Origin of the sequence: Pseudomonas fluorescens (genome assembly GCF_005938625.1) — a bacterium.
In the GTDB taxonomy this organism is placed as follows: Bacteria; Pseudomonadota; Gammaproteobacteria; order Pseudomonadales; family Pseudomonadaceae; genus Aquipseudomonas; species Aquipseudomonas fluorescens_BD.
In genome coordinates, this window is the sequence record NZ_VCNJ01000001.1 from 93,928 (window position 1) to 119,031 (window position 25,104).

The following is a 25,104-nucleotide window of genomic DNA, read 5'->3' on the forward strand; positions in this document are numbered from 1 at the left end:
GAGTGGCTGATGTCCCTGCGGTTACCTTCCATTGATAGTTTGTTGCGTCACCCGGCATGCGTGCCTTTGCTTGAGCGTCACGGCCGTGAGTCGCTGCTGGCGAGTCTGCGTCAATTGCTCGATGAACTGCGTTCAAGCGTGTTGAACGGGCAGTTATCAGCCGTCGAAATCAGCCTTGAAGTGCTCGCCGGCCGCGTCGGTGAACGCCTGGCCCAGCAACAACGCAGCAAGGTGCGCCGAGTGTTCAACCTCACCGGCACGGTGTTGCACACCAATCTGGGCCGCGCCTTGTTGCCGGACGAAGCCATCGACGCCGTGCAAATGGCCGCGCGTTATCCGCTCAATCTGGAATTCGATCTGGCCAGCGGCAATCGCGGTGATCGCGATGATCTGATCGAAGGCCTGATCCGCGAACTGACCGGCGCAGAAGCCGTCACCGTGGTCAACAACAATGCCGCCGCCGTGCTGCTGACGCTGAACAGTCTGGGCGTACGCAAGGAAGGCATCATCTCGCGCGGTGAGTTGATCGAAATCGGCGGCGCGTTCCGCATCCCCGACATCATGGCCCGCGCTGGCGTGCGCCTGCATGAAGTCGGTACGACCAATCGCACCCATGCTCGCGACTACGAAGCGGCGATCAGCCCTCGCAGCGGCTTGATCATGCGTGTGCATGCGAGCAACTACAGCATCGAAGGTTTTACCGCTCGGGTGCCGACCGCTGAGCTGGCCGAGTTGGCGCATCGGCATGGCTTGCCGTTGCTGGAAGATCTGGGCAGTGGCAGTCTGCTCGACCTCACACGCTGGGGATTGCCGGCGGAACCGACGGTGCGTCAGGCGCTGCTGGATGGCGCGGATATCGTCACCTTCAGCGGCGATAAATTGCTCGGCGGCCCGCAGGCGGGATTGATCGTCGGGCGTAAAGAGCTGATCGCGAAGATCAAGAAGAACCCGCTCAAACGCGCATTGCGGGTGGACAAGTTGACCTTGGCGGCACTGGAGGCGGTCCTGGGTTTGTATCGCGATCCGGATCGCCTCGCTGAACGTCTGCCGAGTCTGCGCCTGTTGACTCGTCCGCAAGCAGACATCTTCGCGCAGGCTTCACGGTTGCAGCCCTTGATGGCTGAAGTCTTGGGTTCGCTGTGGCAGGTCAGCGCAGTCGAGGCCTTGGGCATGATCGGCAGCGGCAGCCAACCGGTGGCGCGTTTGCCGAGTGCGGCGCTGTGTTGTCGCCCGCAAGTCTCCAAGCGCTTGCGCGGGCGTTGCCTGTTGAGTCTGGAAGCCGCGTTACGAGCCTTGCCGATCCCGGTGCTCGGGCGCATTGACGACGATGCGTTGTGGCTCGACCTTCGCCAACTCGACGATGAACCGGCCTGGCTCAGGCAATTGCCGCAGTTGCAGGTCGACCTGTGATTGTCGGCACGGCGGGGCACATCGACCACGGCAAGACGTCGCTGCTGCAAGCCCTGACCGGACAAACCGGCGACCGCCGTCCGCAGGAACGCGAGCGCGGGATGACCATCGATCTTGGCTACCTCTACGCGGAACTCGAACCCGGCGCGGGCCTGACCGGGTTTATCGACGTCCCCGGCCACGAGAAATTCACCCACAACATGCTCGCCGGCGCCCAAGGCATTGATCTGGTGCTGCTGGTGGTCGCCGCCGATGACGGCGTGATGCCGCAGACCCGCGAGCATCTGGCGATTGTCGAATTGTTGGGTATTCCGCGTGCCTTGGTGACGATCACCAAATGCGATCGGGTCGAGGCGGGCAGGGTGGAAGAGGTGCAGCGCCAAGTGCTGGACCTGCTCGCCCCCGGGCCGTTTGCCGAGGCGCCGATCCTGACCGTGTCGAGCCTGAGCGGGCAGGGCATTGAGGCACTGCGCGAGGTGTTGTTGCAGACGCAAAGCGAGGTGCACGAGCGTAGCCGTGAAGGTGGTTTTCGTCTGGCCATCGACCGTGCGTTCAGCGTTGCCGGTGCGGGGATTGTGGTGACCGGCACGGCGTTGTCGGGCTCTGTTTCAGTCGGCGACAAACTGTTGCTCGGACCTTCCGGCAAATCGGTCCGGGTTCGCGGCTTGCACGCGCAAAATCAACCCGCCGAACAGGCTTTCGCCGGGCAGCGAGTGGCTTTGAATATCAGCGGCGAGCGTCTTGAACTGGCGCAGATCCATCGCGGCCAGTGGTTGCTTAGCGAGTGGCTGCACGCGCCGACACAACGGGTCGACATCGACTTTCAACTGCTGCCTGGCGAGCGCACCTTCGAGCACTTTCATCCGGTACACATGCACCTCGGCACGCAGGATGTGATCGCCCGCGTCGCCTTGCTCGAAGGTCCGCGCTTGAGTCCCGGCGAGCGGATGTTTGCGCAACTGCTGATCAACGCACCGGTGCACGCGGTGAAGGGCGATCGATTGATCCTGCGCGACCAGAGCGCGCAACGTACCCTCGGTGGCGGACAGGTCCTCGACCCGTTCGCCCCGGCGCGACAACGTCGCAGCCCGGAACGTCTGGCGCAATTGCGCGCCTTGGTTTCGGGCGACGAGTTCGAACAGGTACTGCCCGTGTTGCTCAACTACAGTGCGGGCGGCCTCGACCCGTTGCGGCTGGAACGCCAATTCAATCGCCCACGCGCGTCCTGGTCGTTAGCGGAAAACGTGCGCCTGATCGACACCCGCCAAGGCCCGGTGCTGTTCAACGTGCAACGCTGGGGGCAGTTGAAATTCACCCTGCTGGAACAACTCGCACAGTTTCATGAACTGGAGCCCGACCAGATGGGCCCGGACCGCGATCGCTTGCGGCGCTTCAGTGGTCTGGCACTGGAGCGCTCGACGTTTGTCAGTCTGCTGGATGAATTGCTCACCGCCGGATCGGTTCAGGCAAGCGGACCGTGGCTGCATTTGCCGGATCATCAGGTGCGTCTGAATGCCGAGGACGAAAGCCTCTTGCTGCAATTACAGCCGTTGTTCGAACAGGCCGGTTTCGACCCGCCATGGGTGCGCGACATCGCGAAAATACTCGGTCAGGAAGATGCCGTCGTACGCCTGCTGCTGCGCAAACTGGCGCGGCTCGGTCTGATGCATCAGGTGGTGCGCGACCTGTTCTTGAGTGACGTGCAACTGCGCCAAATGGCCAACGTGTTGCTCCAACTCGCCAAGGAAAATCCGCAGATCCAGGTGACAACCTTCCGCGATGCGCTAGGCTTGGGTCGCAAACGCTGTATTCAGTACCTCGAATACTTCGACCGCGTCGGCCTGACCCGACGCCTCGGCGAATCCCGCCAGATCCGCCCCGACAACGCGCTGGCCCACGCCTGCGCACAATGAGTTCAAGGAAGGCAATCGCGCCCGGTGGCGCGGCCGGGCTTCAAACCCGGTTGGGGACGGCATCCGTTCCCGGGCAGGTTCGACTCCGGCTGCCTTCCGCCAGTTTTCTTAAAAAAAGATCACAGCCCTTGGGCCTGTCCCGAATTGATCGTTCCCACGCTCCGCGTGGGAATGCCTCAACGGACGCTCCGCGTTCGGCTTTGGAAGGGACGCAGAGCGTCCCGGGCTGCATTCCCACGCAGAGCGTGGGAACGATCTGTACCCGAACTAATCCGGCAATTCCAGATTATCCATCACCCGATTCACCGCCAGTTCGCCGAGCATGATCAGTTGCGCGATCCCCAACAGCGTTCTGCGCTGCGACGCGGGGATGAGGTGGGCGAAGTCATGGGCGATAGTTCTGGCTGAGGCGAGTGTTTCGCTGGCATCGGCCAGCAGTTCCTCGTTTTTGAAGTCGGCGGTAACGGCGTACATCCGGCGGGTTTTGCGTGGCGGTGGGGTGGAGCCGGGTGGGCAGAGGTAGTGATCGAGCGCGCGTTCGGCGGCTTCGTTGAGCTTTTTTGAATCGAGGGATTCGTAGGGGGAGGCGAGGTCGGTTTCGGGTGGGTTGGGTGTTGGTTTTATCATGGTAAAGCTCCTTGAGATGTGGAGCCGTCATCCATCGCTGCTAAACGGATAGGGTGGCGGCTGTACGCGGGTTAGCAGACCAGGCTCAAGGATCCCGGCGCACCGAAGTGCCCCACGCAAAGCCGCCATAACATATGGCGATACCCGCGTGCCTTGAAATTGCCGAGCTGCTAAACCCGATCGCTGATTCGTCAGCGACCGCACCACAATAGAACCCGACCCCAAGGCGCACAAGCCGGCGGATTCTGGCGTAGCTGTAGGCAATGGCGCAAGAATTTGTAGCCTTGAAGGCGTGTCTGGAGGTGTCTTTTAAACACTCCAGTTTAAAAAAACGAAAAGTCGGGCGAAGATCTGGGGGGAAAGGCGGTCTGTCCCTGATAACGCTGATCTTTGTAGGAGCTGCCGAAGGCTGCGATCTTTTGATCTTACGGGTACCCGCCCACCATCGTATCCAGCGAAATGCGAGTCTTTGTCAGAGATTACGCTGCGCTTCCCTCCGATCATGCAGGACTCTGATGATCGCGATTCCGTACGCGGTGATCCGAAAATAGATCATGTGGCGTTCCACACTGCAACGCCGATAACCGGGGCGGATTGCGTCGCAGGCCAGCGCGGTTTTTGGGCGCTCGGCTAATTGCTCGAAGGCTGCGGTAATCATGTCGATGTAGCGATTGGCCTGATCCAGCCCCCATTGCTGAGCCGTATAACTCCAGATCGCCTCAAGGTCACCCTCAGCGGCGGGGGTGAGACGATATTCAGCCATGCGCGCTTAACATTCTCTTCTTGAATGCCTCGGGATCGAAGGGGCGAGGATTTCCACTGGATTCACCTTCACGAAGCGCCGCACGGATGGTTTCCAGTTCGGCGTTTCGCTCCTGTTCTCGGCGGATCAGATCGCGGATGTATTCGCTGTCGTTGGTGTAATGACCAGCTTCGATCTGGGCTTTGATCCAGTGGTCTTGCTGGTCAGTCACGGTGATGGTTTTTCGTACAGTTGCCATGAACGGGCCTCCGGAGAATGATCGAATGTGCGCAAATTATCACACTATTGGTGCGCTAACGAGCATTGAGCCCGTTGAACAAACGATAGTCCTCGTCACTGTAAAATCAAAAGATCGCCGGTGTTGATCGTTCCCATGCTCCGCGTGGGAATGCAGCCCGGGACGCTCCGCGTCCCTTCCAAAGCCGAACGCGGAGCATCCGTTGAGGCATTCCCACGCAGAGCGTGGGAACGATCATAGAGGCCCGCTACTGCGGCAACTCCAGATTATCCATCACCCGATTCACCGCCAGCTCCCCAAGCATGATCAGTTGCGCGATCCCCAACAGCGTCTATCTCGGGGCAAGGTGGTCTGTCCCTGATAACACCTCAAAAAGCAAAAGATCGCAGCCTGCGGCAGCTCCTGCAGAAATGGGTGGAGCTGCCGCAGGCTGCGATCTTTTGCTCCACCGTATCCAGCGAATTCCGAAAAACTCGCCATGGCAATGCACTGCTCACCCTGAGTATGGCGATCAGTCCTTCGCGAGCGGCGGCCATGAAAAAGGGGCCGTTTCCGGCCCCTTCTGGTGTTACTGCTCCGCCGCGTCCGCGACAGCGGCATCGGGCTTTTTCGGCTTCATCAAACTGAAGTCGATCAGCGCGCGCTGTTCGGTCTGGTACGGGTCGCCGATCAGCAATGGCCGCGCCTTGAAGCTGTCGCTTACCAGGCTCTTGCTGCGGTCGAGTTCATCGAAACTCAAACCGGCAAGGTCGGCCCAGGTGTGGATCAGGTGCGAGCTGCTGTACGGGCGATCCAGATCACCGGCGAAGTTCCAGTCGTGATTGGCTTTCCACTTCGGCGAGGCCCACGCCATGAACGGGATGGTGTACATCGGCGCGGTCGGCTTGTTTTCGTTGCGGCCCAGAGTCTTGTGGCCCACTGAGTCGAACACGTCTTCACCGTGGTCGGAGAGGTACAACAGGAAGCCGTTCGGATCGGATTTGGCGTAATCCTTGATCAGGCTCGACACCACGAAGTCGTTGTACAGCACGGCGTTGTCGTAGCTGTTGTAGGTTGGCACCTGGTCATCACGAACGCCCGGTGGTACGCCGTTGCGGTCCTGGAACTTGTCGAACGTCGGCGGGTAGCGGTACTGGTAGCTCATGTGTGTGCCGAGCAAATGCACGACGATCAGCTTGCGCGGTGCCGCGTCAGCCAGCGCCTTGTTGAACGGCTCGATCACGTCGCCATCGTACTGCGCGGCGTTCTGATTGCGGTTGTTGTTCAGGTACACCTGCTCGTCGGCCTGCTCGGAGAAGGTCGTGAGCATGGTGTTGCGCTTGGTCATGGTCTGCTGGTTGGTGATCCAGAAGGTTTTGTAGCCTGCCTGTTTCATCATGCTGACCAGCGACGGCGTCGACAGGTACAGATCCGGATGCTCTTCGTCAGCGAAGGTCAGCACTTGCTGTAACGCTTCGATGGTGTACGGGCGAGGGGTGACGACGTTGTCGAACACCGCCAGTTGATCCTTGAGCTTGTCCAGTTCCGGCGTGGTGTTGCGCTGATAGCCGTAGAGACTCATGCGCTGACGGTTGGTCGACTCACCGATGACCAGCACCAGGGTCTTCGGTTGCTCGGCCGAGGCGTCCTTGAGGTTTTGCAGCGGCGGGATCTTGCTGACGTTGTGCAGCATGCCCTGCATGTCGGCGAGGGTTTCCTGGTAACGGTGATAAGCCACGACCATTTGCCATGGTACCGCCGGTTCGATGCGGGTTTCGAATTTCTCGAAGCCCTGGGCGAACGTGCCCATGCGCATCGTTTGTTTGACCAGCGGATAACCGATGACCGCAATCAGAATGGCCATTGCTGCGACGAATGCGCGGCCACGGGGCATATACACCGGGCGCAAACGTGTCCACAGGAAATAACTAAAGGCGGTATGCGCGAGGAATGCCGGCACCATCCACCAGGCAAAGTACTGGGTCATGTACTCGCCGGCTTCAGAGATGTTCGACTCGAACATGATGAAGATGACGCTCTGGGAGAACTCCTGCTCATAGATGAAGAAGTAACCCAGGCTGGCCATCGAGCAGGCCCACAGCACCACGCCGATTACGGCGGCGAGCAGTTTGGTGCGTTTGGGAAACAGCAGCATCGGCGCCAGCCAGATCGCACTCATGACGAACGCTTGACGGAACCCGGTGAAACCGGAGGTGCCCGTCAACTGGATCAGCAGCTGGGTAATGCCCGAGAAGTACCAGAAGAATACAAACAGCCAGAGAAAACCGGCCCAGTCGAAACCTGTCGCAGTCGTTTTGCTGCGTTTGAACAATGCCATTCGGCGCTCCAGCTCACTCGTTACAACCACCGCCGGAACATCCATGAAACCGACGAACGGAGGCCGTACACGCAGGTACGGCCAGAATGGGGCGGAGTATTACGAAGAGAATGTGAAAAGTTTGTGAGTTGCCGCTTTCCGGCTTTCGCCAGGCGGGCAGCGGTGCGTCATGTCGGGAACAGCGGCGGCCGTTCCCGAATCAGGCGGGGATCAGGCGTGGGGATGACGCTGAACGACCGGCAAAGGTTGCGGTTGCACACCTTGGGTCAAGAGGCGCAGCTGCGCCAGCTCCTGCTTCAACTGGTCGCGTTCGTCTTTCAACTGACGCAATTCATCGCGACGGATTGTCACGTACAGGGTTTGTGGCGGCATTGCTGTGTGTACTGTGCCCATTGCTCACCTCGCAAATGGCGTGCATCAACTGTAAGGCGCCCCGGCTCTGGGGTGCTGACTTACTATCGGCGCCGATTTTGATTTCTTTTGCCTGTGAATGGAACTTTTTTATTTTTCATGGTCGGTGTGTCTTCTGCATGATTCGGGGCGTTATCAGTCTGGATCGGGCACAATGCCCGGAAACTTCATCGCAACGCTCTGGACTAACCTCCATCAGTCGCGTTGGGCTATAACCAATGACACACATTTATTTGTAGTAAGGAGCATCAGCACATGCAACTCGGGATTATTGGACTGGGCCGCATGGGCGGCAATATTGCGCGACGTCTGATGCTCAACGGTCACACCACCGTTGTTTACGACCGCAATACCGCTTTCATCGATAACCTGGTCGCCGAGGGCTCCACCGGCGTCGCCGACTTGCCGGCACTGGTTGCCGGCCTGGCCAAGCCGCGTGCGGTCTGGGTCATGCTGCCGGCCGGCGCGCCAACCGAAGACACCATCAACACCCTGAGCACTTTGCTCGAAGCTGGCGATACCATCATCGACGGCGGCAACACCAACTATAAGGATGATATCCGCCGGGCCAAGACCCTGGCCGAAAAGGGCCTGCACTACATCGACGTCGGTACTTCCGGCGGCGTCTGGGGCCTGGAGCGCGGTTATTGCATGATGATCGGCGGCGACGCCGAAACCGTGCAGCGCCTCGATCCGCTGTTCGCCGCACTGGCGCCGGGCATGGGTGACATCCCGCGCACCAAGGATCGCAAGTCCGATGACCACCGTGCCGAGCACGGTTACATCCACGCCGGTCCTGCCGGTGCCGGTCACTTTGTGAAGATGATTCACAACGGCATCGAGTACGGCATGATGGCCGCGTTCGCCGAGGGCTTCGACATCCTCAAGACCAAATCCAGTGAACGTCTGCCGGAAGATCAGCGTTTTGATCTGAACGTCGCCGACATCGCTGAAGTGTGGCGTCGCGGCAGCGTGGTTTCCTCGTGGCTGCTCGACCTGACTGCCGATGCACTGGCCAGCGATCCGAAGCTCGACGGTTTCTCCGGCTCTGTTGCGGACAGCGGCGAAGGTCAATGGACCATCGAAGCGGCCATGGAACAAGCGGTGCCGGTGCCGGTGCTGTCGAACTCGCTGTTCTCGCGCTACCGTTCGCGCGGCCAGGGCACCTTTGGCGACAAAATTCTTTCGGCCCAGCGCTTCGGCTTCGGCGGCCATGTGGAGACACCGAAGAAATGACCCATACGATCCGCAGAAAATCCAAGGCAGAACCCGCACCACCGACCACGCTGTTTTTGTTCGGTGCCCACGGCGACCTGGTCAAGCGCTTGCTGATGCCGGCGCTGTACAACCTCAGTCGCGACGGCTTGCTTGACGACAATCTGCGGATCGTTGGCGTTGATCACAACGCCATTACCGATGAAGCCTTCGCGCAGAAGCTCGAAGACTTCATCCGTACCGAAGTGGCGGCAAAAGTCGGCAAGGGCGATCAGATGCTTGATCCGGCCTTGTGGGCCAAGCTCGCCAAAGGTATCAGCTACGTCCAGGGCGACTTCCTGGACGACAGCACTTATTCTGCGCTGGCGGCGAAAATCGCCGACAGCGGCACTGGCAATGCGGTGTTCTACCTGGCCACCGCGCCGCGTTTCTTCAGCGAAGTGGTGCGCCGACTGGGCGCCGCGAAACTGCTCGAAGAAACCCCCGAAGCGTTCAGAAGGGTGGTGATCGAGAAGCCGTTCGGCTCCGACCTGCAAACCGCCGAAGCGTTGAACGCCTGTCTGCTCAAGGTGATGTCCGAGAAGCAGATCTATCGGATCGACCATTATCTGGGCAAGGAAACCGTGCAGAACATTCTGGTCAGCCGGTTCTCCAACAGCCTCTTCGAAGCCTTCTGGAACAATCACTACATCGACCACGTGCAGATTACCGCCGCTGAAACCGTCGGCGTCGAAACCCGTGGCAGCTTTTACGAACATACCGGCGCACTGCGTGACATGGTGCCCAATCACCTGTTCCAGTTGCTGGCCATGGTGGCGATGGAACCGCCGGCGGCGTTCGGCGCCGATGCGGTGCGCGGCGAAAAGGCCAAAGTGGTTGGCGCGATTCGTCCCTGGACCACTGAAGAGGCTCGGGCCAATTCGGTTCGCGGCCAGTACAGCGCTGGCGAAGTCGACGGCAAAGCGCTGAACGGCTATCGCCAGGAAGCCAACGTTTCGCCGGACAGCAACACCGAAACCTACGTCGCCCTGAAAGTGATGATCGACAATTGGCGTTGGGTCGGCGTGCCGTTCTACCTGCGCACCGGCAAACGCATGAGCGTGCGCGACACCGAAATCGTCATCTGCTTCAAACCGGCGCCTTACGCGCAGTTCCGTGACACCGAAGTTGACGAGTTGCAGCCGACGTACCTGCGCATCCAGATCCAGCCAAACGAAGGCATGTGGTTCGACCTGCTGGCCAAACGGCCGGGGCCGGCGTTGAACATGGCCAACATCGAGTTGGGGTTTGCCTACAAGGATTTCTTCGAGATGCAGCCGTCGACGGGTTACGAAACCTTGATCTACGACTGCCTGACCGGCGATCAGACGCTGTTCCAGCGCGCCGACAACATTGAGAATGGTTGGCGCGCCGTGCAACCTTTCCTCGACGCTTGGCAGCAGGATGCCAGCGTGCAGACCTATGCCGCCGGTGAAGATGGCCCGCAATCTGCGGAAGATTTGCTGACTCGCGATGGCCGCGTCTGGCATGGTCTCGGATGAGCGATTTGCCGAAACAACCCATCCGTTTTCTGCTCAGCGACATGGACGGCACGCTTTTGCTGCCCGATCACACGCTGAGCCAGCGCACCATTGATGCGGTGCGTTCGCTGCGTGAGGCGGGCGTGTTGTTCAGTCTCGCCACCGGTCGACCACCGAAAGCCATGTTGCAGCAGATCGAAGCCTTGGGCGTTGATCTGCCGACAGCGGCGTTTAACGGTGGAACCATCGTCAATCCGGATGGCAGTTTGTTGGTTGCGCATTACCTGCCGGCCACCACTGCGCTGATTGCGCTGGCCACGTTCGCCGATCAACCGGATGTCGAAATCTGGGTGTTCAGCGGCGGTGACTGGCTGCTCAAGGATCCGCACGGGCCGATGGTGCCGCGCGAGCAGCACGGTCTCGGTTATCCGCCGGTGGTGGTTGAGAGTTTTGAACCGTATCTGGAGCACATCGACAAGATCGTCGCGACCAGCAACAACACTGAGCTGCTGATCGAACTGGAAGCGCGCTTGATTCCGAAGGTCAACGGCATGGCGCAAGTCTCGCGCTCGCAACCGGTGTATCTGGACGTTACCGCGCTGGAAGCCAACAAAGGCACTGCGCTGACCACCATTGCCGAGCATCTGGGCATCCCGCTGGAACAGACCGCCGCGATCGGCGATGGCGGCAACGACCCGGCGATGTTCCATTGCGCCGGCTTATCGATCGCCATGGGCCAGGCTGAGGACGCGGTAAAGCGTCAGGCCGATGTGGTCACCGCGCCGAACACCGAAGACGGCGTGGCACAAGCGATCGAAAAATACATCCTCCCTCACTGACACCACCCAAACAAATGTAGGAGTGAGCCTGCTCGCGATAACAATGTATCAGCCACCATTTCTTGGGCTGACACACCGCTATCGCGAGCAGGCTCACTCCTACAGTTTTAATCGGTGTTGATCAGAGCCAATAGCTCACCGCATACCAGCCCAACAGGCCCATCACGAAGGTGTATGGCAACGCCATCCACACCATCCGCCCGTACGACAAACGCACCAGCGGTGCAATCGCCGAGGTCAGCAGGAACAGAAACGCAGCCTGACCATTCGGCGTCGCCACGCTCGGCAGGTTAGTCCCTGTGTTGATCGCAATCGCCAGCGTCTCGAAATGCTCGCGGCTCATGTGCCCGGCGAGGAACGCCTGTTTCACTTCGGTGATGTAGATCGTGGCGACAAACACGTTGTCACTGATCGCTGACAACAGGCCGTTGGCAATAAACAGCATGCCCGGTTGCTGATCGACGGGCAGCGCCAGCACCCACTGGATCAACGGCGCGAACAACTGTTGATCATGAATCACCGCTACCACTGCGAAGAACACCACCAGAAGCGCCGTGAACGGCATGGCGTCCTTGAATGCGCTGCCCAGACGATGCTCGTCAGTGATGCCGGTAAACGCGGTAATCAACACAATCACCATCAAACCAATCAGGCCGACTTCAGCGATGTGAAAAGCCAGGCAGCCGATCAGGATCAATGCCGCCGCGCCTTGCACCAGCAGCGCGGCGCGTTGGCGAGCTGTGCGTTCGGCGTTGTCTTCGGCGGCGTAGTTGGCCAGCACGGCGCGAACATTATCCGGCAGCAGGGTGCCGTAGCCGAACCAGCGCAACTTCTCCAGCAACACGCAGGTGACCAGACCCGCCGCCAGCACTGGCAGCGAAACCGGTGCGACTTTCTGGAAGAACTCACCGAAGTGCCAGCCCATTTCATGGCCGATCAGCAGGTTCTGCGGCTCGCCCACCAGTGTGCACACGCCACCCAGCGCCGTACCGACCGCGCCGTGCATCAACAGGCTGCGCAGGAAGGCGCGGAACTGTTCCAGGTCTTCGTGATGCAATGTCGGCAGGTTATGGTCGTCCGCAAACTCGCTGTCCTGACGCGGATCATTGCCGGACGCGACGCGGTGGTAGACAGAATAGAAGCCGACCGCGGCGCTGATGATCACCGCCGTTACCGTCAGGGCATCCAGAAACGCCGACAGAAACGCGGAAAGAAAGCAGAACATCAAGGCCAGCGCCGCTTTTGATCGCACGCCCAACAGCAGGCGCGAGAACAGAAACAGCAACAAGTCCTTCATGAAGTAGATACCAGCCACCATGAACATCAGCAGCAGGATCACCGGGAAATTGTGCACCAGCTCATCGTAAAGAGCCTGCGGCGTGGTCATCTTCAGCAGCAGTGCTTCGATCAGCAACAAGCCGCCGGGCATCAACGGATAGCACTTGAGCGCCATCGCCAGGGTGAAGATGAATTCGATCACCAGCAACCAGCCGGCCGCGACCGGGCCAACGGTGAACAGCACGAGCGCATTGAGGATCAGAAAACCGACGATGGTCGCCTTGTACCAGCGTGGCGATTGCCCGAGAAAATTGTGCGCGAACGCCTGGGCCATTGAACCGGACATCGGTTGCTCCTTGTCTTTAGAAGCGCGCAAGTTGCCGGATGCGTTGCTGAAGATCAAGTACAGTCCGTGTTTTTCAGAGGTTGAGGTAGCGCGCCACCATTGCCCGGTAGTTGCCATCCAGTGAATAACCGCCCACGAGGATGGCGTTATCGGCTTGCACGGCCAGCGAATTAGCCGTATCGAGGCTGCGTCCCAGGCGCGTGCGCAGCCAGCCTTTGCCGTCGCCAAAACTGTGATCCAGGCCGCCATCACTGCAGTAGCGGGCGACGATAAAATCCGCTTCGATTCCACCAATGGTTGCCCCGACCGCGATAATACGGCCGTCCGCCATGCGCTGGGCGGCGCTCCATTGGCAGCCGCTGGGGCCGATTTCCAACAGCTGTGGCTGGCCGCCATGGTTGTGCAGGTTCGGACGGCCATTGGTGTGAACGCTGTAGGCCATGCAACGAATCGGATCGCGACTGCTACCGAAGCAGTGCAGGGCGTCTGAAGATTCAATCACCCGACTGACTTGGGCGCTTTTACCGTGGGCCTTGAAGGCCATGAATCCGTCTACGGCAAAACGCTCGTCGAGGCGGCCATTGGGCTCATAGCGCGCCAACAAACCCTCCTGTGGAAAGTCGATGGAGCCTGCCACGACAATCCGTCCGTCGTCTTGCAACAGTAGGCTGCTGAGCCAGGTGTTCAACAGTAGATGGCGAATCATCACGAAACCACGGCCGTTGAAGGTTTCATCCAGACTGCCATCGGGCTTGAGGCGGATCAGCATGCCGGCATGGTCGGCGAGTTCGAAGTGGTGATTGGCGATCAGCAGAATATGCCCGTCGTCCTGGACGACAAAGTCGCAGGCTTCGGCACCCGGTACGCCGGGCGGCAGCCAGCTGTCGCGGCTGCCCATGGACAAATCACCCGGCAGGCGCACTACTTGGTAACCGTTGTGACCGAAGCGCCGATCCGGGTTGCCCTGTGCATCGAACAAGGCCAGCGCGGGCAGGGTGCGATGAGCGTTTTCATAATGCAGGCCGGCGAGCAGGATGCGCCCGTCGGGGAGTGTCTGGACTTTGCCGGCGGTGGCTTCGAAACCTGGCGCAAAGGTATCGATCACGCTGCCCTGATCGCCAAAGGCCAGGTCGGCTGAGCCATCGGCCAACATCCGCGCCAGTCCGAATCGGCTGCCGGCGGTGACGCCGACTTTCGCTGCGACCAGAATGCGACCCTGCGCATCGATGGCGACATCCTCCGTCAGGCTGGACACGCTGCCAGCGAAATACACTTGGGCGACGCCAGTCCCGGCAAACGTTCTGTCGAGTTGACCGGTCCGGTTCAATAACGTCGTTGATAACGCCGGTAGCGAAAAAGTGTTCAGAGTGGACATGCACGCATCTCCTTGCGAGTTGACCCGTACCGGGAGCCGGGCGGGTAACTGCATGAGCGAAACATTCAATCCCTGAACCGGGAGAAGTACAACTGTAAGAACTAACAGGTGGAGAGTCGCACTGTGCCAGAACAGTGTCTTTTTGAACCAATAGCAAGCCGGCCAAGCAGTTACGCCTGAACAAGTTGCAAATAGTTGTACAAAAGTACGGAGAGTTAAAAAGATTACAACTAACAGAGTAGGGCGGATGACCTGAACGTCATCCGCATCGCTTGGTTGTTAGTGTGGCATCGACCAGGATTGCAGGCTGTAACCTTCTTCGCTGAGTTCAGCGCGAGCTTGCTGCAGCAGTTGCTCGAGTTGCGCTGGATCGGAGTAGGCGCTGCTTGGGATCTGTTTGCGACCAATGTGCGAATTGGTCCGGTCGATCACGGTCAGGCTCAGTTCGCCATTGCCGTCTTGTGGCGCCCAGGCCACGCACTGGAAAGGTTTGAACGCGTGGTTGGCAATCAAAAGAGCTTCGTTGATACGGAGCGGGGCGGTCATGGGGTTTTCTCTCTGTCGTGCCCAATCAAGTGATGTGCCGTCGGTTGGGCTTACCGTTCGGCTGGTACTTGTACTGATGCACCGAACCTGCAGGCAGGTCACACATGAAACAAAGAAATTTCAACTTTCTTTCATGGCATTGCTTTACAGACAGGTTTTTGAAAGCTCCGTGAAAGCTAAAGACTGGAATTAGTCGATAGCTTACTAACAACTTCTGTTCTTATAACGCATTTGCTTGTACACCTATAAGCAATCGATACAAGGCGCTGTCAAAATCTTGCTAATGTTACAGTCGGGTCTGCCAAATGACTGTTTTTACAATCATTTCTAATATTTGGCGCCAAGGAACAGTCATGAGCGAAGCGCCTGCGTTACGACGTTTACTGGTGGTCGATCCGTGCGACGATTGCCACCGCTTATTGCCCGGATTACGCGCCGTAGGGTGGGATGTCGACAGCTGTACCCTGGAAAACGCCGGCGATCGAAGTTGTGATGTCGGTTTGTTGCGATTGCAGCCGTTCCACCTCGAACGTCCCGAAGCCGTCAAAGAACTGATCAGTCGCAGCGGCACCGAATGGATCGCTGTGCTCAATCAGGAAGTCCTGCGTTTACAAAATGTAGGTGATTTCGTCTGTGAATGGTTTTTCGATTTTCATACCTTGCCGTTCGATGTGTCGCGGGTGCAGGTCACCCTCGGCCGGGCATTCGGCATGGCGCGGTTGCGCGGGCAGGGCACGATTCACGTGGATCAGCCCGAACATGAACTGCTCGGCGACAGCAAACCGATCCGCGAACTGCGCAAATTACTGAGCAAACTGGCACCCACCGAATCGCCGGTTCTTATTCGCGGTGAAAGTGGTACCGGTAAAGAACTCGTTGCGCGCACGCTGCACCGACAGTCCCAGCGTCACAGCAAACCGTTTGTGGCGATCAATTGTGGGGCGATTCCCGAGCATTTGATTCAATCCGAGCTGTTCGGCCACGAAAAGGGCGCCTTTACCGGCGCGCATCAACGTAAGGTCGGGCGCATCGAAGCGGCCAATGGCGGTACGCTGTTTCTCGATGAAATAGGTGATCTGCCGCTGGAGTTGCAAGCCAATCTGCTGCGCTTCCTGCAAGAAAGGCACATCGAACGCGTCGGCGGCAGCCAGCCGATCCCGGTGGATGTGCGCGTTCTGGCGGCGACTCACGTCGATCTTGAAGCCGCCATCGAGAAGAAGCGTTTTCGTGAAGATCTGTATTACCGGCTCAACGTGTTGCAAGTGGTCACCGCGCCTTTGCGTGAACGCCATGGCGACCTCTCAATGCTGGCCAACCATTTTTCCCACTTCTACAGCCACGAAACCGGTCGACGCCCGCGCAGTTTCAGCGAAGACGCGCTGATTGCCATGGGCAAACATGACTGGCCGGGCAACGTCCGTGAGCTGGCCAACCGTGTGCGGCGCGGGCTGGTGTTGGCCGAAGGCCGGCAGATCGAGGCCCGAGACCTGGGGCTGATCAGCCAGCACTCGATCGCTACCCCCATGGGCACGCTGGAAGATTACAAAACCCGTGCCGAGCGCCAGGCACTGTGTGATGTGTTGAACCGGCACAGCGACAATCTCAGTGTTGCGGCCAAGGTCCTTGGCGTGTCCCGGCCGACGTTTTACCGTTTGCTGCACAAGCACCAGATCCGCTAGCTGGCTGAAGATCAAACGATCGCAGCCTCCGGCAGCTCCTACAGGGATTACATGAATCCGATGTAGGAGCTGCCGAAGGCTGCGATCTTTTGCTTTTGCCTAGAAGTAATACGGGAATTTCAGGCTGAAGGAAAAGTCCGGGGCATCGTCGGTCATGCCGATGGACAGGTTGGGCACGATGGTCAGGTTGTCGGTGGCCGCAATGGTCATGCCGACGTTGAAGTAACCGGCGTTGGCGTCGCTGGATACTACCGATTCCCAATCCCCGCCATCCTGTTTCAGCTTGCTCTTGCGTTGCACCAGGTCAGACACCGAGAACGACATACTCATCTTCTCGTTCAGTGCAAAGGCGATACCGGCACCGATCTGGAAGCTGTCGCCAATGCGCACTTTGCCCGGGGTTTTCTGGTTGACCGTTGAACTGATGTCGTCGAACGATTCCTCGAGGTTGTGGGTGTAGGACAAGCTGCCGAACAGCACCGCCGGGTCAAACGTCTTGACCAGCGAGATCCCCGGGGTGACCGACCAGACGCCGTTGCCGGTAGGCAGGGTGTCAGGCACGAACAGGTTGGAGTTGGCGTCGGTCTGGCGCAGCTTGATGCCGAATGGATCCTTGCCGGTTGGCGCCTTGACCCGCAAGGTCACGACCGCATCCGGTGTGTTGACCGATTCATCCATGAACTTATAGGCGATACCGAAGTTGACGTCGCCAATGGTCGGGTCGCGGTCGACGTCCTGTTCGGTCGTGACGTTAGACGCGCCGCCGTTGCCACCGCCGGACTGATAGGTCGAATCACGGTAGACCACGGGCACGTTCAGGTCGAACTGCCAGCGGTTGTCAAAGTTGTAGCGACCCGTGAGGTCAAGGGTCCAGGTATCGGCCTTGATCCGGTCAAGGTTGATGTTGCCGAGAAAGATCGAGTCGAGTGCCAGGAAGCCGTTCAGAATCAACTGACGGGTGTCATAGCGCGAGTAGGTGACACCGGTTTCGAAGCTGAATTTGCCACCGCCGAAGAAACCACTGGCTTCGTCGTACAGGTTGGACACACTCTGTGCCGGTTGCGAATCATCTGCCAGCGATTGACCGTAAGAGGCCCCACTGCCTCCGGCTGCGCCCCCCGACGCTGCTGCGGCCCCGGTACCGGTGGCCACTTTGGGATTGCCTTTGAGATCCGACGGCGACTTGGCCAACCGTTTCGGTTGCGGCGCCGCCGGTTGATCTTCGACCTGGCGAACCCGTTGTTCGAGCACCGCCAGGGCTTTTTGTTGTACTTCGTATCGTTGCTTCAGCTCCAGAAGCTCTTGTTTCAGGACTTCTACATCGGCGTCCGGTGCCGCGTGCAGCATGGCTGCAGGTAGAAGAGTGCTCAAACAAACAGCGGCACGCAGTGATACTGATCGATACATGAATAAGCCGTCCCTTTAAGCCCAATGATCGAGACTCAGCGTAGTTCAATATCCAATAGTGCGTAGTGCCCTGAGTTGAGTCAGGTTGCAATCCAGTGCGCCGGCGCTCATGCCGTTATTGTTCAGGACGACGTTGAGTTGAGTCATGTTATTGACCACGTTGGCACTTCCCAGCAGGCGCGTGTTCTGCAGCAAACCGCCCTGGGCGACCTGTTGCAGGGCGGTGCCCTGATTGCCGGCGGCCTGAATGGCCATTTGTACGCCGCCACCGGTGGCCGAAACCGCCACGCTGCCAGCAGCATTGCTACCTCCGATGGTTTGCCCGGCCATCAGCGCCTGCCCTTGAGCGGGCACCAGCGCGGGCGCCTGATTGGCTTCCGAAACGTTGATGGCGACATTGTTGTAGGCGGTATTGCTGTCGCCAGCGGCACGCACGCTCTGCGTCACGCCCTGGCTGCTGTCGAGGCCGGCGCCACCGGTGATCGTGCCGTTACCCGTTGAGAGGGTGCTGCCGTTGCCGTGTTCCTTGATCGTTTGCACATAGAATTCGGGTTTTATCGATGCTGCCTGAAGTTGCATCGAGGTCGACGCCCCGATCAGATCGCCACTGGCGTTGCGCCAGGTACTGCTCATGACAATGCCGAAGCTGATGATCCGCCCCGGCATGACATAACGACCACGTAGTTCGGACAACTCCTTGTCCTGTATCTCGATAGGTTTGAATCCTGCATTGGCATAGCCTGACGCACTCGCTGCCAGGCAGGCGGCGGCCAGCCAGTATGAGGTTTTCATTTGCTGCTCCCGGGACATCCAGCCCCATTCTTTATAATCGGCGATTAAAAGAAGTCGCTCTGTATGAACCCGAAGTCCATCAATTCAGCATCTCTGACAGGGTTGAAGTTATCCAGCTTGTTCTTGGCCGTGAGCGGTGTCGGCGGGCTGCGCAATGCATTGGTTTTGTCATAACCGGGGCCGACGATGGCGAAGACTATGCCGTTCCAACCTTTGACAAAGTCATCGTGTTTGTAGCGTTTATGGCCTAAAACCGGGTCTCCGATGTAAACCCAGTCCTTGTCCGAACGCTGCAGAACCACGAAATGCTTGTAGCCGCGAATTTCCATCAGTACCACCACCGGGATCGTTACAGCGTCGAGCTTTTCCGGTGGAATCTTGTAACCCCTGGCGCGCATGCCGATGCTTTCTATGTAGCGCTTCATGTCGAGCATGGAAAACCCTTGAGTACGAACAAGGTCCTGGTCTGCGTTGACCAGCATGCCTTTGATGATGTGCTCCTCATCGACGTCGAGCCAATAGGCCTGGCGTAACACCGTGGCCAGTGCAGCAGCGCCGCAGCTGAAATCGGTTTTCTGTTCGACGATGTCGGAAAATTTGCGCTCACGAATGCTTTGCACGTTCTTGTAGATGAGCGTGCCACCCGGCAAGGCGGCAACGGGCATCTGACCGGCCTGAGTCAGGCCACAGACACAAAGCAGAGCGAAAAGGGCAGTTTTACGCATGATCGATACGCCTTTGCGGACTGAGGAAAAGCCCCGTTTCCGGGGCTTTCTTTTCGATCGCGATTACATGCAGGCTTTGCAACCTGCAGCGATGGACAGCGAGTTGCTTTGTTGGTTGCCAACACCAGCGGCGTTGTTGAAGCCACCGTTGCCAGACCAGTTGTTGCCCACGTTGGTCATGTTGGCATTGTTGGTGACAGGGTTTTTCCAGCCATCTGGAGTCATCACTTGTTGAGTGGTTACACCAGCCAGACCGAAGACACCCACAGCGACGAAGTCAGAGCTGGATGGTTTGTTGCCACCATTGCCGCCATGCCCTTTGTCATTGTTGCCATAGCCGCCACCGCCATGACCATGATCGTCATCTTTGGTGGTTGCAGTACCGGCGGCGACGAATGCGCCGGCGGCGGTAACAGTGCCAGTGAGGGTATCTTTTTTGTAGGTTTGAGTGCCGTTGTTGGCGACAGACAAACCACTGGAGCTTTGGTTGGCAGCGGCAGCTGCTTGAGCTACGCGACCACCGGACACAGCGATTGCCAGGTTGTTTTTCTGTTGGTTGAAGTTGCCGGCACTGTTGTTCACGCCGATATTACCCGAGCCACTGTTGCCGACGTTGTTGAGGCTGGCGTTGGCGGTGCTGGAGTAGTTGCCTACAGCGTTGTTGGCGTTGACTTGAGTGGCACTGGAAGCAGCCACTGCGGTGCCGAAGATGAAGCTTTCGTCAGCAGTCGCCAGAGCCGCAGCGTTGTCTTGTTGGTTGCCGTCGCCTGCGGTGTTGTTCGCACCGATGTTGCCGTTGGCACCATTGAGCGAGCCACTGACGCTGGCGTTGTTTTGAGTGCCTTGGTTAAGCACAGCATTGCCGCCGCTGCTTTGCGTATCGAGCACTGCGGCACCGGCGCCAGCGCCGATTTGCAGCAGTTCTTCGAGGGTAGGGCCTTTTGGATCATGGCCATTGCCATGACCGTTGCCGTTCCCGTTACCATGACCGTGATCATTGTCATCACGACCGCCTGCCTGTGCTGCGATTGCCATCACTGCTGCAAGTGCGAAAACCAGTGGTTTGAGAGCCATTGTAGGTTTCATGGTGTTTCTCCATCGTGCTTATTAGTTGGTTAAGTGTTGGTACTTTCTAATTGCACTGCTTTTGTTGTTTGGGTCAGTCAGCGACCCGGATGCTCAGGGTGTTAGCCATTCGGTTCCCCACCCCGGCACTCTGGTTCACCTGGATTACCCCGCGGCTGCCGGTGAAGGCCTGATCACTTGTCGTGACCTGGCGACTGCCGGGTGAGGTACCAGTTGCTCCTGAGCTCGGTAAAAGCGCCACGTTCTGTTGTGAAAGGGCACTGTCGTCAACGCTCTGCGGGGCAGCACTGATGCTGACGCGCGTCACGTTGGCCATCTGGTTGTTGGCGCCGGCACCCTGGTTCACACCGAGAATCCCGTTGCCATTACTGAAAGAGTTGCCGCCGATGGTGGCGCTGGCATTCGTCGACGGATTGCCGGGTGTATCGATGTGTTGGCGGACGATCGTCGTAGCGCTCGCCGACGTGCCAATGGCGATGGATTTGGCATTGGTTTGCTGCATCTGGTCGCCGGCGGCCTGGTTGACGTTGTAATTGCCGCGGTACTGAATGCCGGTGTCCTGAATGTTCGCGTTGTTCACTGAACTGGGGTCGGCCGCCATGGCACTGGCGCAGCCGAAGAGGGTAAGCAGGAGCAGGGTGCGATTCATCTTATTGGCCTCCAGCCATGCGGGTCAGCGGAGCGAGGCCGGCGCCCATTGCGCGGTTGACGGTGTTGGAGATGGAACTGCCACCGCCGCCGCCATGACCGGCACTCATGCCGGGCAGACCATTGGGGTTGGTCAGCACATTGGTCCCCGGCAGGCTACCGGTTGCGGTCGACATACCGCCGCGAATCGACGAACCACTGGCTACACTGGCGAAGTCACCGTCATTGAGTTCGGTGCTGTTCATCGCCTGGTTGATGCGGCCGGAAGGGTTGGCATTGACGGTCGTCGGGTAGGGGTCTTTGCCGCCGCTGCGACCGATAGGAATCGGCTGGACATCGCGATTGAGCACAATCACACCGTTGCCTTCTGCCTGTACGTTGAAACTCACGAACGTACTGGCGGCTGATCCAATCAGCAGGAGGCAAGTAAAGGCTTTTTTGATATTCCCCACGGCTGCAATTCCTTCTTCAGTGGGCTGCCCTTGGTCAGCGTTGTGAAGGAGAGAGCGAAAGCTGTGCCGCTTTTGAAATGTGTTTGAATTTCAATTGCTTGGGAAATAGATGCGCAGGCCTGATACACCGGCTGTTTCATGGCTGATACACGCAGGGTTGCGCTGACCTGTCCATTGGCTGAACAAAGCTCTGAAACAAGGGTTTGCAGCGGTGTGTATCAGCCGCGTAACAACCCGGATGACAAAGCGATGAACAGTGCTGAAACGGCCACTTTGCGCTTGGACGACTGTTTCAAGAACGGACACTTTGCCCCCAAACCAGGGGAAAATATCGGGGAAGGGCACCCGTCGAGCGGGTCACTCAGTCAGCAGTTGCTCGACGGCGGCGAAGGCCTGCGTCTGGCGCTCGGCCCAATTGCCCTCGATGACCTGTAAACGCTGGTGGTGGTTTTCCAGCCAGTTTTGCGTGGCTCGGTAAAACGCCAGTCGCTCGTCCAGATCCGGTTGGCAACGTTGACCATCATCGGTCCAGTCAATCTGTTCCGGGGACAGCAACAGGTGCAGGTCGTAATGCCGCGCCAACAATTCGGATTCCAGCCAGGCCGGGCAATCGCCGAACAGCGTCTGGCTCCAGAGAATATTGCTCAACAAATGGGTGTCGAGAATCAGCAGGGACGGCTGTTGCGCCCGCGCTTGATCTTCCCATTGCAGTTGACCGCGAGCGATTTCAGGGATGTCGGCCAGACAGGTGTCACGGGGATTGAGTTCGATAAACCGGCGCACGTACTCATCCACGCGCAAGCCGCCAAAGCGCTGTTGCAGGCCCGCCGCCAGCCAGCTCTTGCCGGTGGATTCCGGGCCGGTCAGGACCACGACCTTCATGTGCGCAACGCCGGGTCGGCGCGCCATTCGCGAAAGCCTTGAATCGCCAGCAGGGTGAACAGAGCGTACAGCGCAGCGGTGAGGTACAGCCCCTTATAGATGAACAGGCCGACGAAGATCACATCGAGCACGAACCACAGCGCCCAGCATTGCAGGCGCTTCTGCGCCATCCACAGTTGCGCGACCAGACTGAAACCGGTCAGCGCCGCATCCAGCCACGGTTGCGCGGCGTCGGTCCAATGTGCCATCGCCGCGCCGAGCAAGACACTGCCGACGGCACCAATACCCAAGCCGAGCAACAGCGAACGGTGATCGAGGCGGGTGACCTCGCGGCCGTCATGCATCGTCCCGGCGCGGGTCCATTGCCACCAGCCATAGACTTGCAGCGCGGCGTAGATCACTTGCAGCAACATGTCCGAATACAGCTTCACTTCGAAGAAGATCCAGCTATAGAGCAAGACCATGACCAGCCCGATCGGCCAGCACCACGGATTCTGTTTGACCGTCAGCCAGACGGCGATCACGCCGAGGGCGGCGGCAAACAGTTCAAGCCCGGACATGGCGGGTTCCTTGGGGGAAATTGAGAAGGGGCGGATTGTACTGCATTGGGCTAGGTTCTGATGACCGCTGTAGATCAAAAGCCCCTCACCCTAACCCTCTCCCGAAGGGAGAGGGGACTGACCGAGTTGGATGTTCGAGATACGCCGACCTGATCTTTCTGTGTTGAATCCATAATCGACTCGATTTTTCAGGTCGACGTATAGCTTGAGACACCTCGGTCGGCCCCCTCTCCTCGGGGAGAGGGCTGGGGTGAGGGGTGGGCTCCCCAGAGTTACACGGGTCAGACGCGGAACTGGCGCAGAAGGCCGTTGAGTTGTTCGCTCAATTGGCCGAGGCGTACGCTGGCGGCACTCGACTGTTCGGCCGCGATCGCCGTGCTGTGCGAGAGGCCAGCCGCCTGGGTGACGTTCTGATTGATGTCCTCGACCACGTGCGCCTGCTGCAATGTAGCGCTGGCAATCGACGCGTTCAGACCATTGAGATTGCGCAGTGCCTGGCCAATGGCATTCAGACTCGCCCCGGCCAGCCCGGCTTGTTCGATGGTCAATTGCGACGCTTTGCTGCTGTCGCCGATCACCTTCACGGCCGCCTCGGAATGGTTCTGCAGGCGCTCGATCATCGACTGGATTTCCGCTGTCGATTTCTGTGTGCGCTGCGCCAGCAGGCGTACTTCATCCGCCACCACGGCGAAACCGCGTCCTTGTTCACCGGCGCGGGCCGCTTCAATGGCGGCATTGAGCGCGAGCAGGTTGGTTTGCTCGGCAATCGAACGGATCACTTCCAGTACGCTGCCGATCTGGGTGCTTTCAGCCGCGAGGGTGCGAATCACTTCAACCGCTTGATCGATGGTCCCGGACAGCTTGTCGATCTGCTGCAAACTGCCGTCGATATTGATCTGGCCCTGTTGCGCCTGCGCTTCGGCGTCACGCATTTCGGCGGCGGCGTGTTCGGCGTTCTTCGCCACGTCCTGCACGCCATAGGTCACTTCGTTGATCGCCGTGGCCACCAGTTCCATTTGCTGCGATTGCTGTTGACTGCGTTTCTGCGCCTGCGAGGCGTCGTTGCCCAGTTCGCTGGACGACTGGCCCAAGGCGCTGGCCGACACCTGCAAATCACCGATAACGCGACGCAGTTTGGCGGTGAAGGCGTTGAAGTGATGCGCAAGCTCGGTGACTTCATCCTTGCCATGAGTATCGAGGCTGCGGGTCAGATCGCTTTCGCCACTGGCGATGTTGGCCATGGCGTTCACGGTTTCCTGTAGCGGACGGACGATGCTGCGCGCGATGAGGATCACCAACAACGCCATGATCACGGCAATCGCCAGGCCGATGACCGTAGCCTTGATCACCTGACCCTGGAATTCCGCCTGCACATCATCGACGTAAACCCCGGAGCCGAGCACCCAGCCCCACGGTTCGAACAGTTTCACGTAAGAAGTCTTGGCCACCGGCTCACTGGCACCCGGTTTCGGCCACCGGTAATCGACCATGCCGGCGCCTTTGGCTTTGGCGATGGCGACCATTTCGTTGAACACCGCAAAGCCGTCCGGATCACGGATCGCCGAGAGGTCCTGGCCTTCGAGTTTCGGGTTGGTCGGGTGCATGACCATCACAGGTGTGAGGTCGTTGATCCAGAAGTAATCGCTCTGGTCGTAACGCAAACCGCGAATCGCTGTGAGCGCCTGTTTCTGCGCGGCCTCTTTAGTCAGCGTGCCGGCGGTTTCGAGGTCGTGGTAGTAGGTCAGCAGGCCGCTGGCCGTCTGCACCACGTGCTGGGTTTTCTGGGCTTTGGCGTGATAGAGGTCGTCGTGAATCTGCTTGAGCATCAACACGCCCAAGGTCAGCAACATGACCACCGCCACAATCAAGATGAGCCACAAGCGTCGGCTGATCGACACACTGCGCAAGCTGTTCATAACGCTGTCACTCCGGATTCTTTTTCTTGTAATAAACGACCGCCAGCATCCAACCACGATTTTGTGAGCGGGCATACGCGACCCAAGTCGTATAACGCGGCAGCGCTATTAAGGCTTGTCTGTTAGGATTTCGGCCCCGCGCGTGAAAACCTGAATCCA

Annotated in this window: 24 protein-coding genes, 1 tRNA gene and 1 pseudogene; 7 read left to right on the forward strand and 19 right to left on the reverse strand. The window is 58.9% G+C overall.

What is annotated here, in order from left to right; all coding sequences use genetic code 11:
- The first annotated feature begins 6 nt into the window (after positions 1 to 6).
- The 3 genes from selA (at position 7) to FGA82_RS00355 (ending at position 3,425) form a co-directional block, all read left to right on the forward strand.
- Complete coding sequence (gene selA, locus FGA82_RS00345; protein ID WP_171057224.1) at positions 7 to 1,410, forward strand: L-seryl-tRNA(Sec) selenium transferase; 1,404 nt, start codon at positions 7 to 9, stop codon at positions 1,408 to 1,410.
- Positions 1,407 to 3,323, forward strand: a complete 1,917-nt coding sequence (gene selB / locus FGA82_RS00350) for a selenocysteine-specific translation elongation factor (protein ID WP_141125596.1) — start codon at positions 1,407 to 1,409, stop codon at positions 3,321 to 3,323. Before selA ends, selB begins: the two co-directional genes overlap by 4 nt.
- 6 nt (positions 3,324 to 3,329) lie before the next feature.
- Positions 3,330 to 3,425: transfer RNA gene (locus FGA82_RS00355), tRNA-Sec, on the forward strand.
- A gap of 165 nt (positions 3,426 to 3,590) precedes the next feature.
- On the opposite strand, the gene FGA82_RS00360 is transcribed toward FGA82_RS00355, so the two are convergent.
- The 6 genes and pseudogenes from FGA82_RS00360 to FGA82_RS00380 all read right to left on the reverse strand — a co-directional run bounded on the left by FGA82_RS00360 (position 3,591) and on the right by FGA82_RS00380 (position 7,661).
- Positions 3,591 to 3,950, reverse strand: a complete 360-nt coding sequence (locus FGA82_RS00360; RefSeq protein ID WP_141125597.1) for a DUF6124 family protein — start codon at positions 3,948 to 3,950, stop codon at positions 3,591 to 3,593.
- A gap of 472 nt (positions 3,951 to 4,422) precedes the next feature.
- Entirely contained in the window at positions 4,423 to 4,713 is a 291-nt protein-coding gene (locus FGA82_RS00365; protein ID WP_141125598.1) for a type II toxin-antitoxin system RelE/ParE family toxin, read from the reverse strand.
- Entirely contained in the window at positions 4,706 to 4,951 is a 246-nt protein-coding gene (locus FGA82_RS00370; protein WP_141125599.1) for a type II toxin-antitoxin system ParD family antitoxin, read from the reverse strand. The genes FGA82_RS00365 and FGA82_RS00370 overlap by 8 nt, the downstream gene beginning before the upstream one ends.
- 247 nt (positions 4,952 to 5,198) lie before the next feature.
- Positions 5,199 to 5,282, reverse strand: a pseudogene (locus FGA82_RS32785) (DUF6124 family protein); the annotation flags it as partial.
- Positions 5,283 to 5,519: 237 nt separating this feature from the next.
- Positions 5,520 to 7,268, reverse strand: coding sequence for a phosphoethanolamine transferase CptA (locus tag FGA82_RS00375; RefSeq protein WP_141125600.1), 1,749 nt, complete (start codon positions 7,266 to 7,268; stop codon positions 5,520 to 5,522).
- Between the two features lie 210 nt (positions 7,269 to 7,478).
- Positions 7,479 to 7,661, reverse strand: coding sequence for a DUF6026 family protein (locus tag FGA82_RS00380; RefSeq protein ID WP_007914840.1), 183 nt, complete (start codon positions 7,659 to 7,661; stop codon positions 7,479 to 7,481).
- 273 nt (positions 7,662 to 7,934) lie between these two features.
- Between FGA82_RS00380 and gnd the strand changes: the two genes are divergently transcribed.
- From gnd to FGA82_RS00395, 3 genes are read left to right on the forward strand one after another with little or no spacing between them, the layout of a single operon-like run.
- Entirely contained in the window at positions 7,935 to 8,915 is a 981-nt protein-coding gene (gene gnd, locus FGA82_RS00385; protein ID WP_007914838.1) for a phosphogluconate dehydrogenase (NAD(+)-dependent, decarboxylating), read from the forward strand.
- A complete protein-coding gene (gene zwf / locus FGA82_RS00390) occupies positions 8,912 to 10,435 on the forward strand; it encodes a glucose-6-phosphate dehydrogenase (RefSeq protein WP_141125601.1) in 1,524 nt (507 codons plus the stop codon). The genes gnd and zwf overlap by 4 nt, the downstream gene beginning before the upstream one ends.
- Positions 10,432 to 11,253 (forward strand): HAD family hydrolase, encoded by an 822-nt coding sequence (locus FGA82_RS00395; protein WP_141125602.1) that lies wholly within the window; start codon positions 10,432 to 10,434, stop codon positions 11,251 to 11,253. Before zwf ends, FGA82_RS00395 begins: the two co-directional genes overlap by 4 nt.
- Before the next feature lie 121 nt (positions 11,254 to 11,374).
- Here FGA82_RS00395 and nhaB read toward each other — a convergent pair whose 3' ends face one another.
- The 3 genes from nhaB to FGA82_RS00415 form a co-directional block, all read right to left on the reverse strand.
- The gene (gene nhaB, locus FGA82_RS00405) at positions 11,375 to 12,877 is read right to left on the reverse strand and encodes a sodium/proton antiporter NhaB (protein ID WP_141125603.1); all 1,503 of its coding nucleotides are present in this window, start codon (positions 12,875 to 12,877) and stop codon (positions 11,375 to 11,377) included.
- A gap of 73 nt (positions 12,878 to 12,950) precedes the next feature.
- Positions 12,951 to 14,252 (reverse strand): hypothetical protein, encoded by a 1,302-nt coding sequence (locus tag FGA82_RS00410; protein ID WP_141125604.1) that lies wholly within the window; start codon positions 14,250 to 14,252, stop codon positions 12,951 to 12,953.
- Positions 14,253 to 14,531: 279 nt separating this feature from the next.
- Positions 14,532 to 14,798 (reverse strand): hypothetical protein, encoded by a 267-nt coding sequence (locus FGA82_RS00415; protein ID WP_016983763.1) that lies wholly within the window; start codon positions 14,796 to 14,798, stop codon positions 14,532 to 14,534.
- Between the two features lie 353 nt (positions 14,799 to 15,151).
- On the opposite strand from FGA82_RS00415, the gene FGA82_RS00420 reads away from it, so the two are divergent.
- Positions 15,152 to 16,477, forward strand: coding sequence for a sigma-54 dependent transcriptional regulator (locus FGA82_RS00420; RefSeq protein WP_141125605.1), 1,326 nt, complete (start codon positions 15,152 to 15,154; stop codon positions 16,475 to 16,477).
- Positions 16,478 to 16,576: 99 nt separating this feature from the next.
- On the opposite strand, the gene FGA82_RS00425 is transcribed toward FGA82_RS00420, so the two are convergent.
- The 10 genes from FGA82_RS00425 to FGA82_RS00470 all read right to left on the reverse strand — a co-directional run bounded on the left by FGA82_RS00425 (position 16,577) and on the right by FGA82_RS00470 (position 24,945).
- The gene (locus FGA82_RS00425) at positions 16,577 to 17,884 is read right to left on the reverse strand and encodes a transporter (protein WP_141125606.1); all 1,308 of its coding nucleotides are present in this window, start codon (positions 17,882 to 17,884) and stop codon (positions 16,577 to 16,579) included.
- Positions 17,885 to 17,929: 45 nt separating this feature from the next.
- A complete protein-coding gene (locus FGA82_RS00430; RefSeq protein ID WP_141125607.1) occupies positions 17,930 to 18,676 on the reverse strand; it encodes a hypothetical protein in 747 nt (248 codons plus the stop codon).
- Between the two features lie 44 nt (positions 18,677 to 18,720).
- Positions 18,721 to 19,401 carry a C39 family peptidase gene (locus tag FGA82_RS00435; RefSeq protein ID WP_141125608.1) on the reverse strand — a complete coding sequence of 227 codons (681 nt, stop codon included), beginning with the start codon at positions 19,399 to 19,401 and terminating at the stop codon, positions 18,721 to 18,723.
- Between the two features lie 63 nt (positions 19,402 to 19,464).
- A complete protein-coding gene (locus FGA82_RS00440) occupies positions 19,465 to 20,487 on the reverse strand; it encodes a heme utilization protein (protein WP_171057220.1) in 1,023 nt (340 codons plus the stop codon).
- Between the two features lie 73 nt (positions 20,488 to 20,560).
- Entirely contained in the window at positions 20,561 to 21,136 is a 576-nt protein-coding gene (locus FGA82_RS00450; protein ID WP_141125611.1) for an adhesin, read from the reverse strand.
- 1 nt (position 21,137) lies between these two features.
- Positions 21,138 to 21,587 carry a hypothetical protein gene (locus FGA82_RS00455; RefSeq protein ID WP_141125612.1) on the reverse strand — a complete coding sequence of 150 codons (450 nt, stop codon included), beginning with the start codon at positions 21,585 to 21,587 and terminating at the stop codon, positions 21,138 to 21,140.
- Positions 21,548 to 21,727: a hypothetical protein gene (locus FGA82_RS32040; RefSeq protein ID WP_171057221.1), complete on the reverse strand. Its 180-nt coding sequence runs from the start codon at positions 21,725 to 21,727 to the stop codon at positions 21,548 to 21,550. Before FGA82_RS32040 ends, FGA82_RS00455 begins: the two co-directional genes overlap by 40 nt.
- 217 nt (positions 21,728 to 21,944) lie before the next feature.
- A complete protein-coding gene (locus FGA82_RS00460) occupies positions 21,945 to 22,469 on the reverse strand; it encodes an AAA family ATPase (RefSeq protein WP_141125751.1) in 525 nt (174 codons plus the stop codon).
- Entirely contained in the window at positions 22,466 to 23,029 is a 564-nt protein-coding gene (pnuC, locus tag FGA82_RS00465; protein WP_141125613.1) for a nicotinamide riboside transporter PnuC, read from the reverse strand. Before pnuC ends, FGA82_RS00460 begins: the two co-directional genes overlap by 4 nt.
- 281 nt (positions 23,030 to 23,310) lie before the next feature.
- Complete coding sequence (locus tag FGA82_RS00470) at positions 23,311 to 24,945, reverse strand: methyl-accepting chemotaxis protein (RefSeq protein WP_141125614.1); 1,635 nt, start codon at positions 24,943 to 24,945, stop codon at positions 23,311 to 23,313.
- Positions 24,946 to 25,104 lie beyond the last annotated feature (159 nt).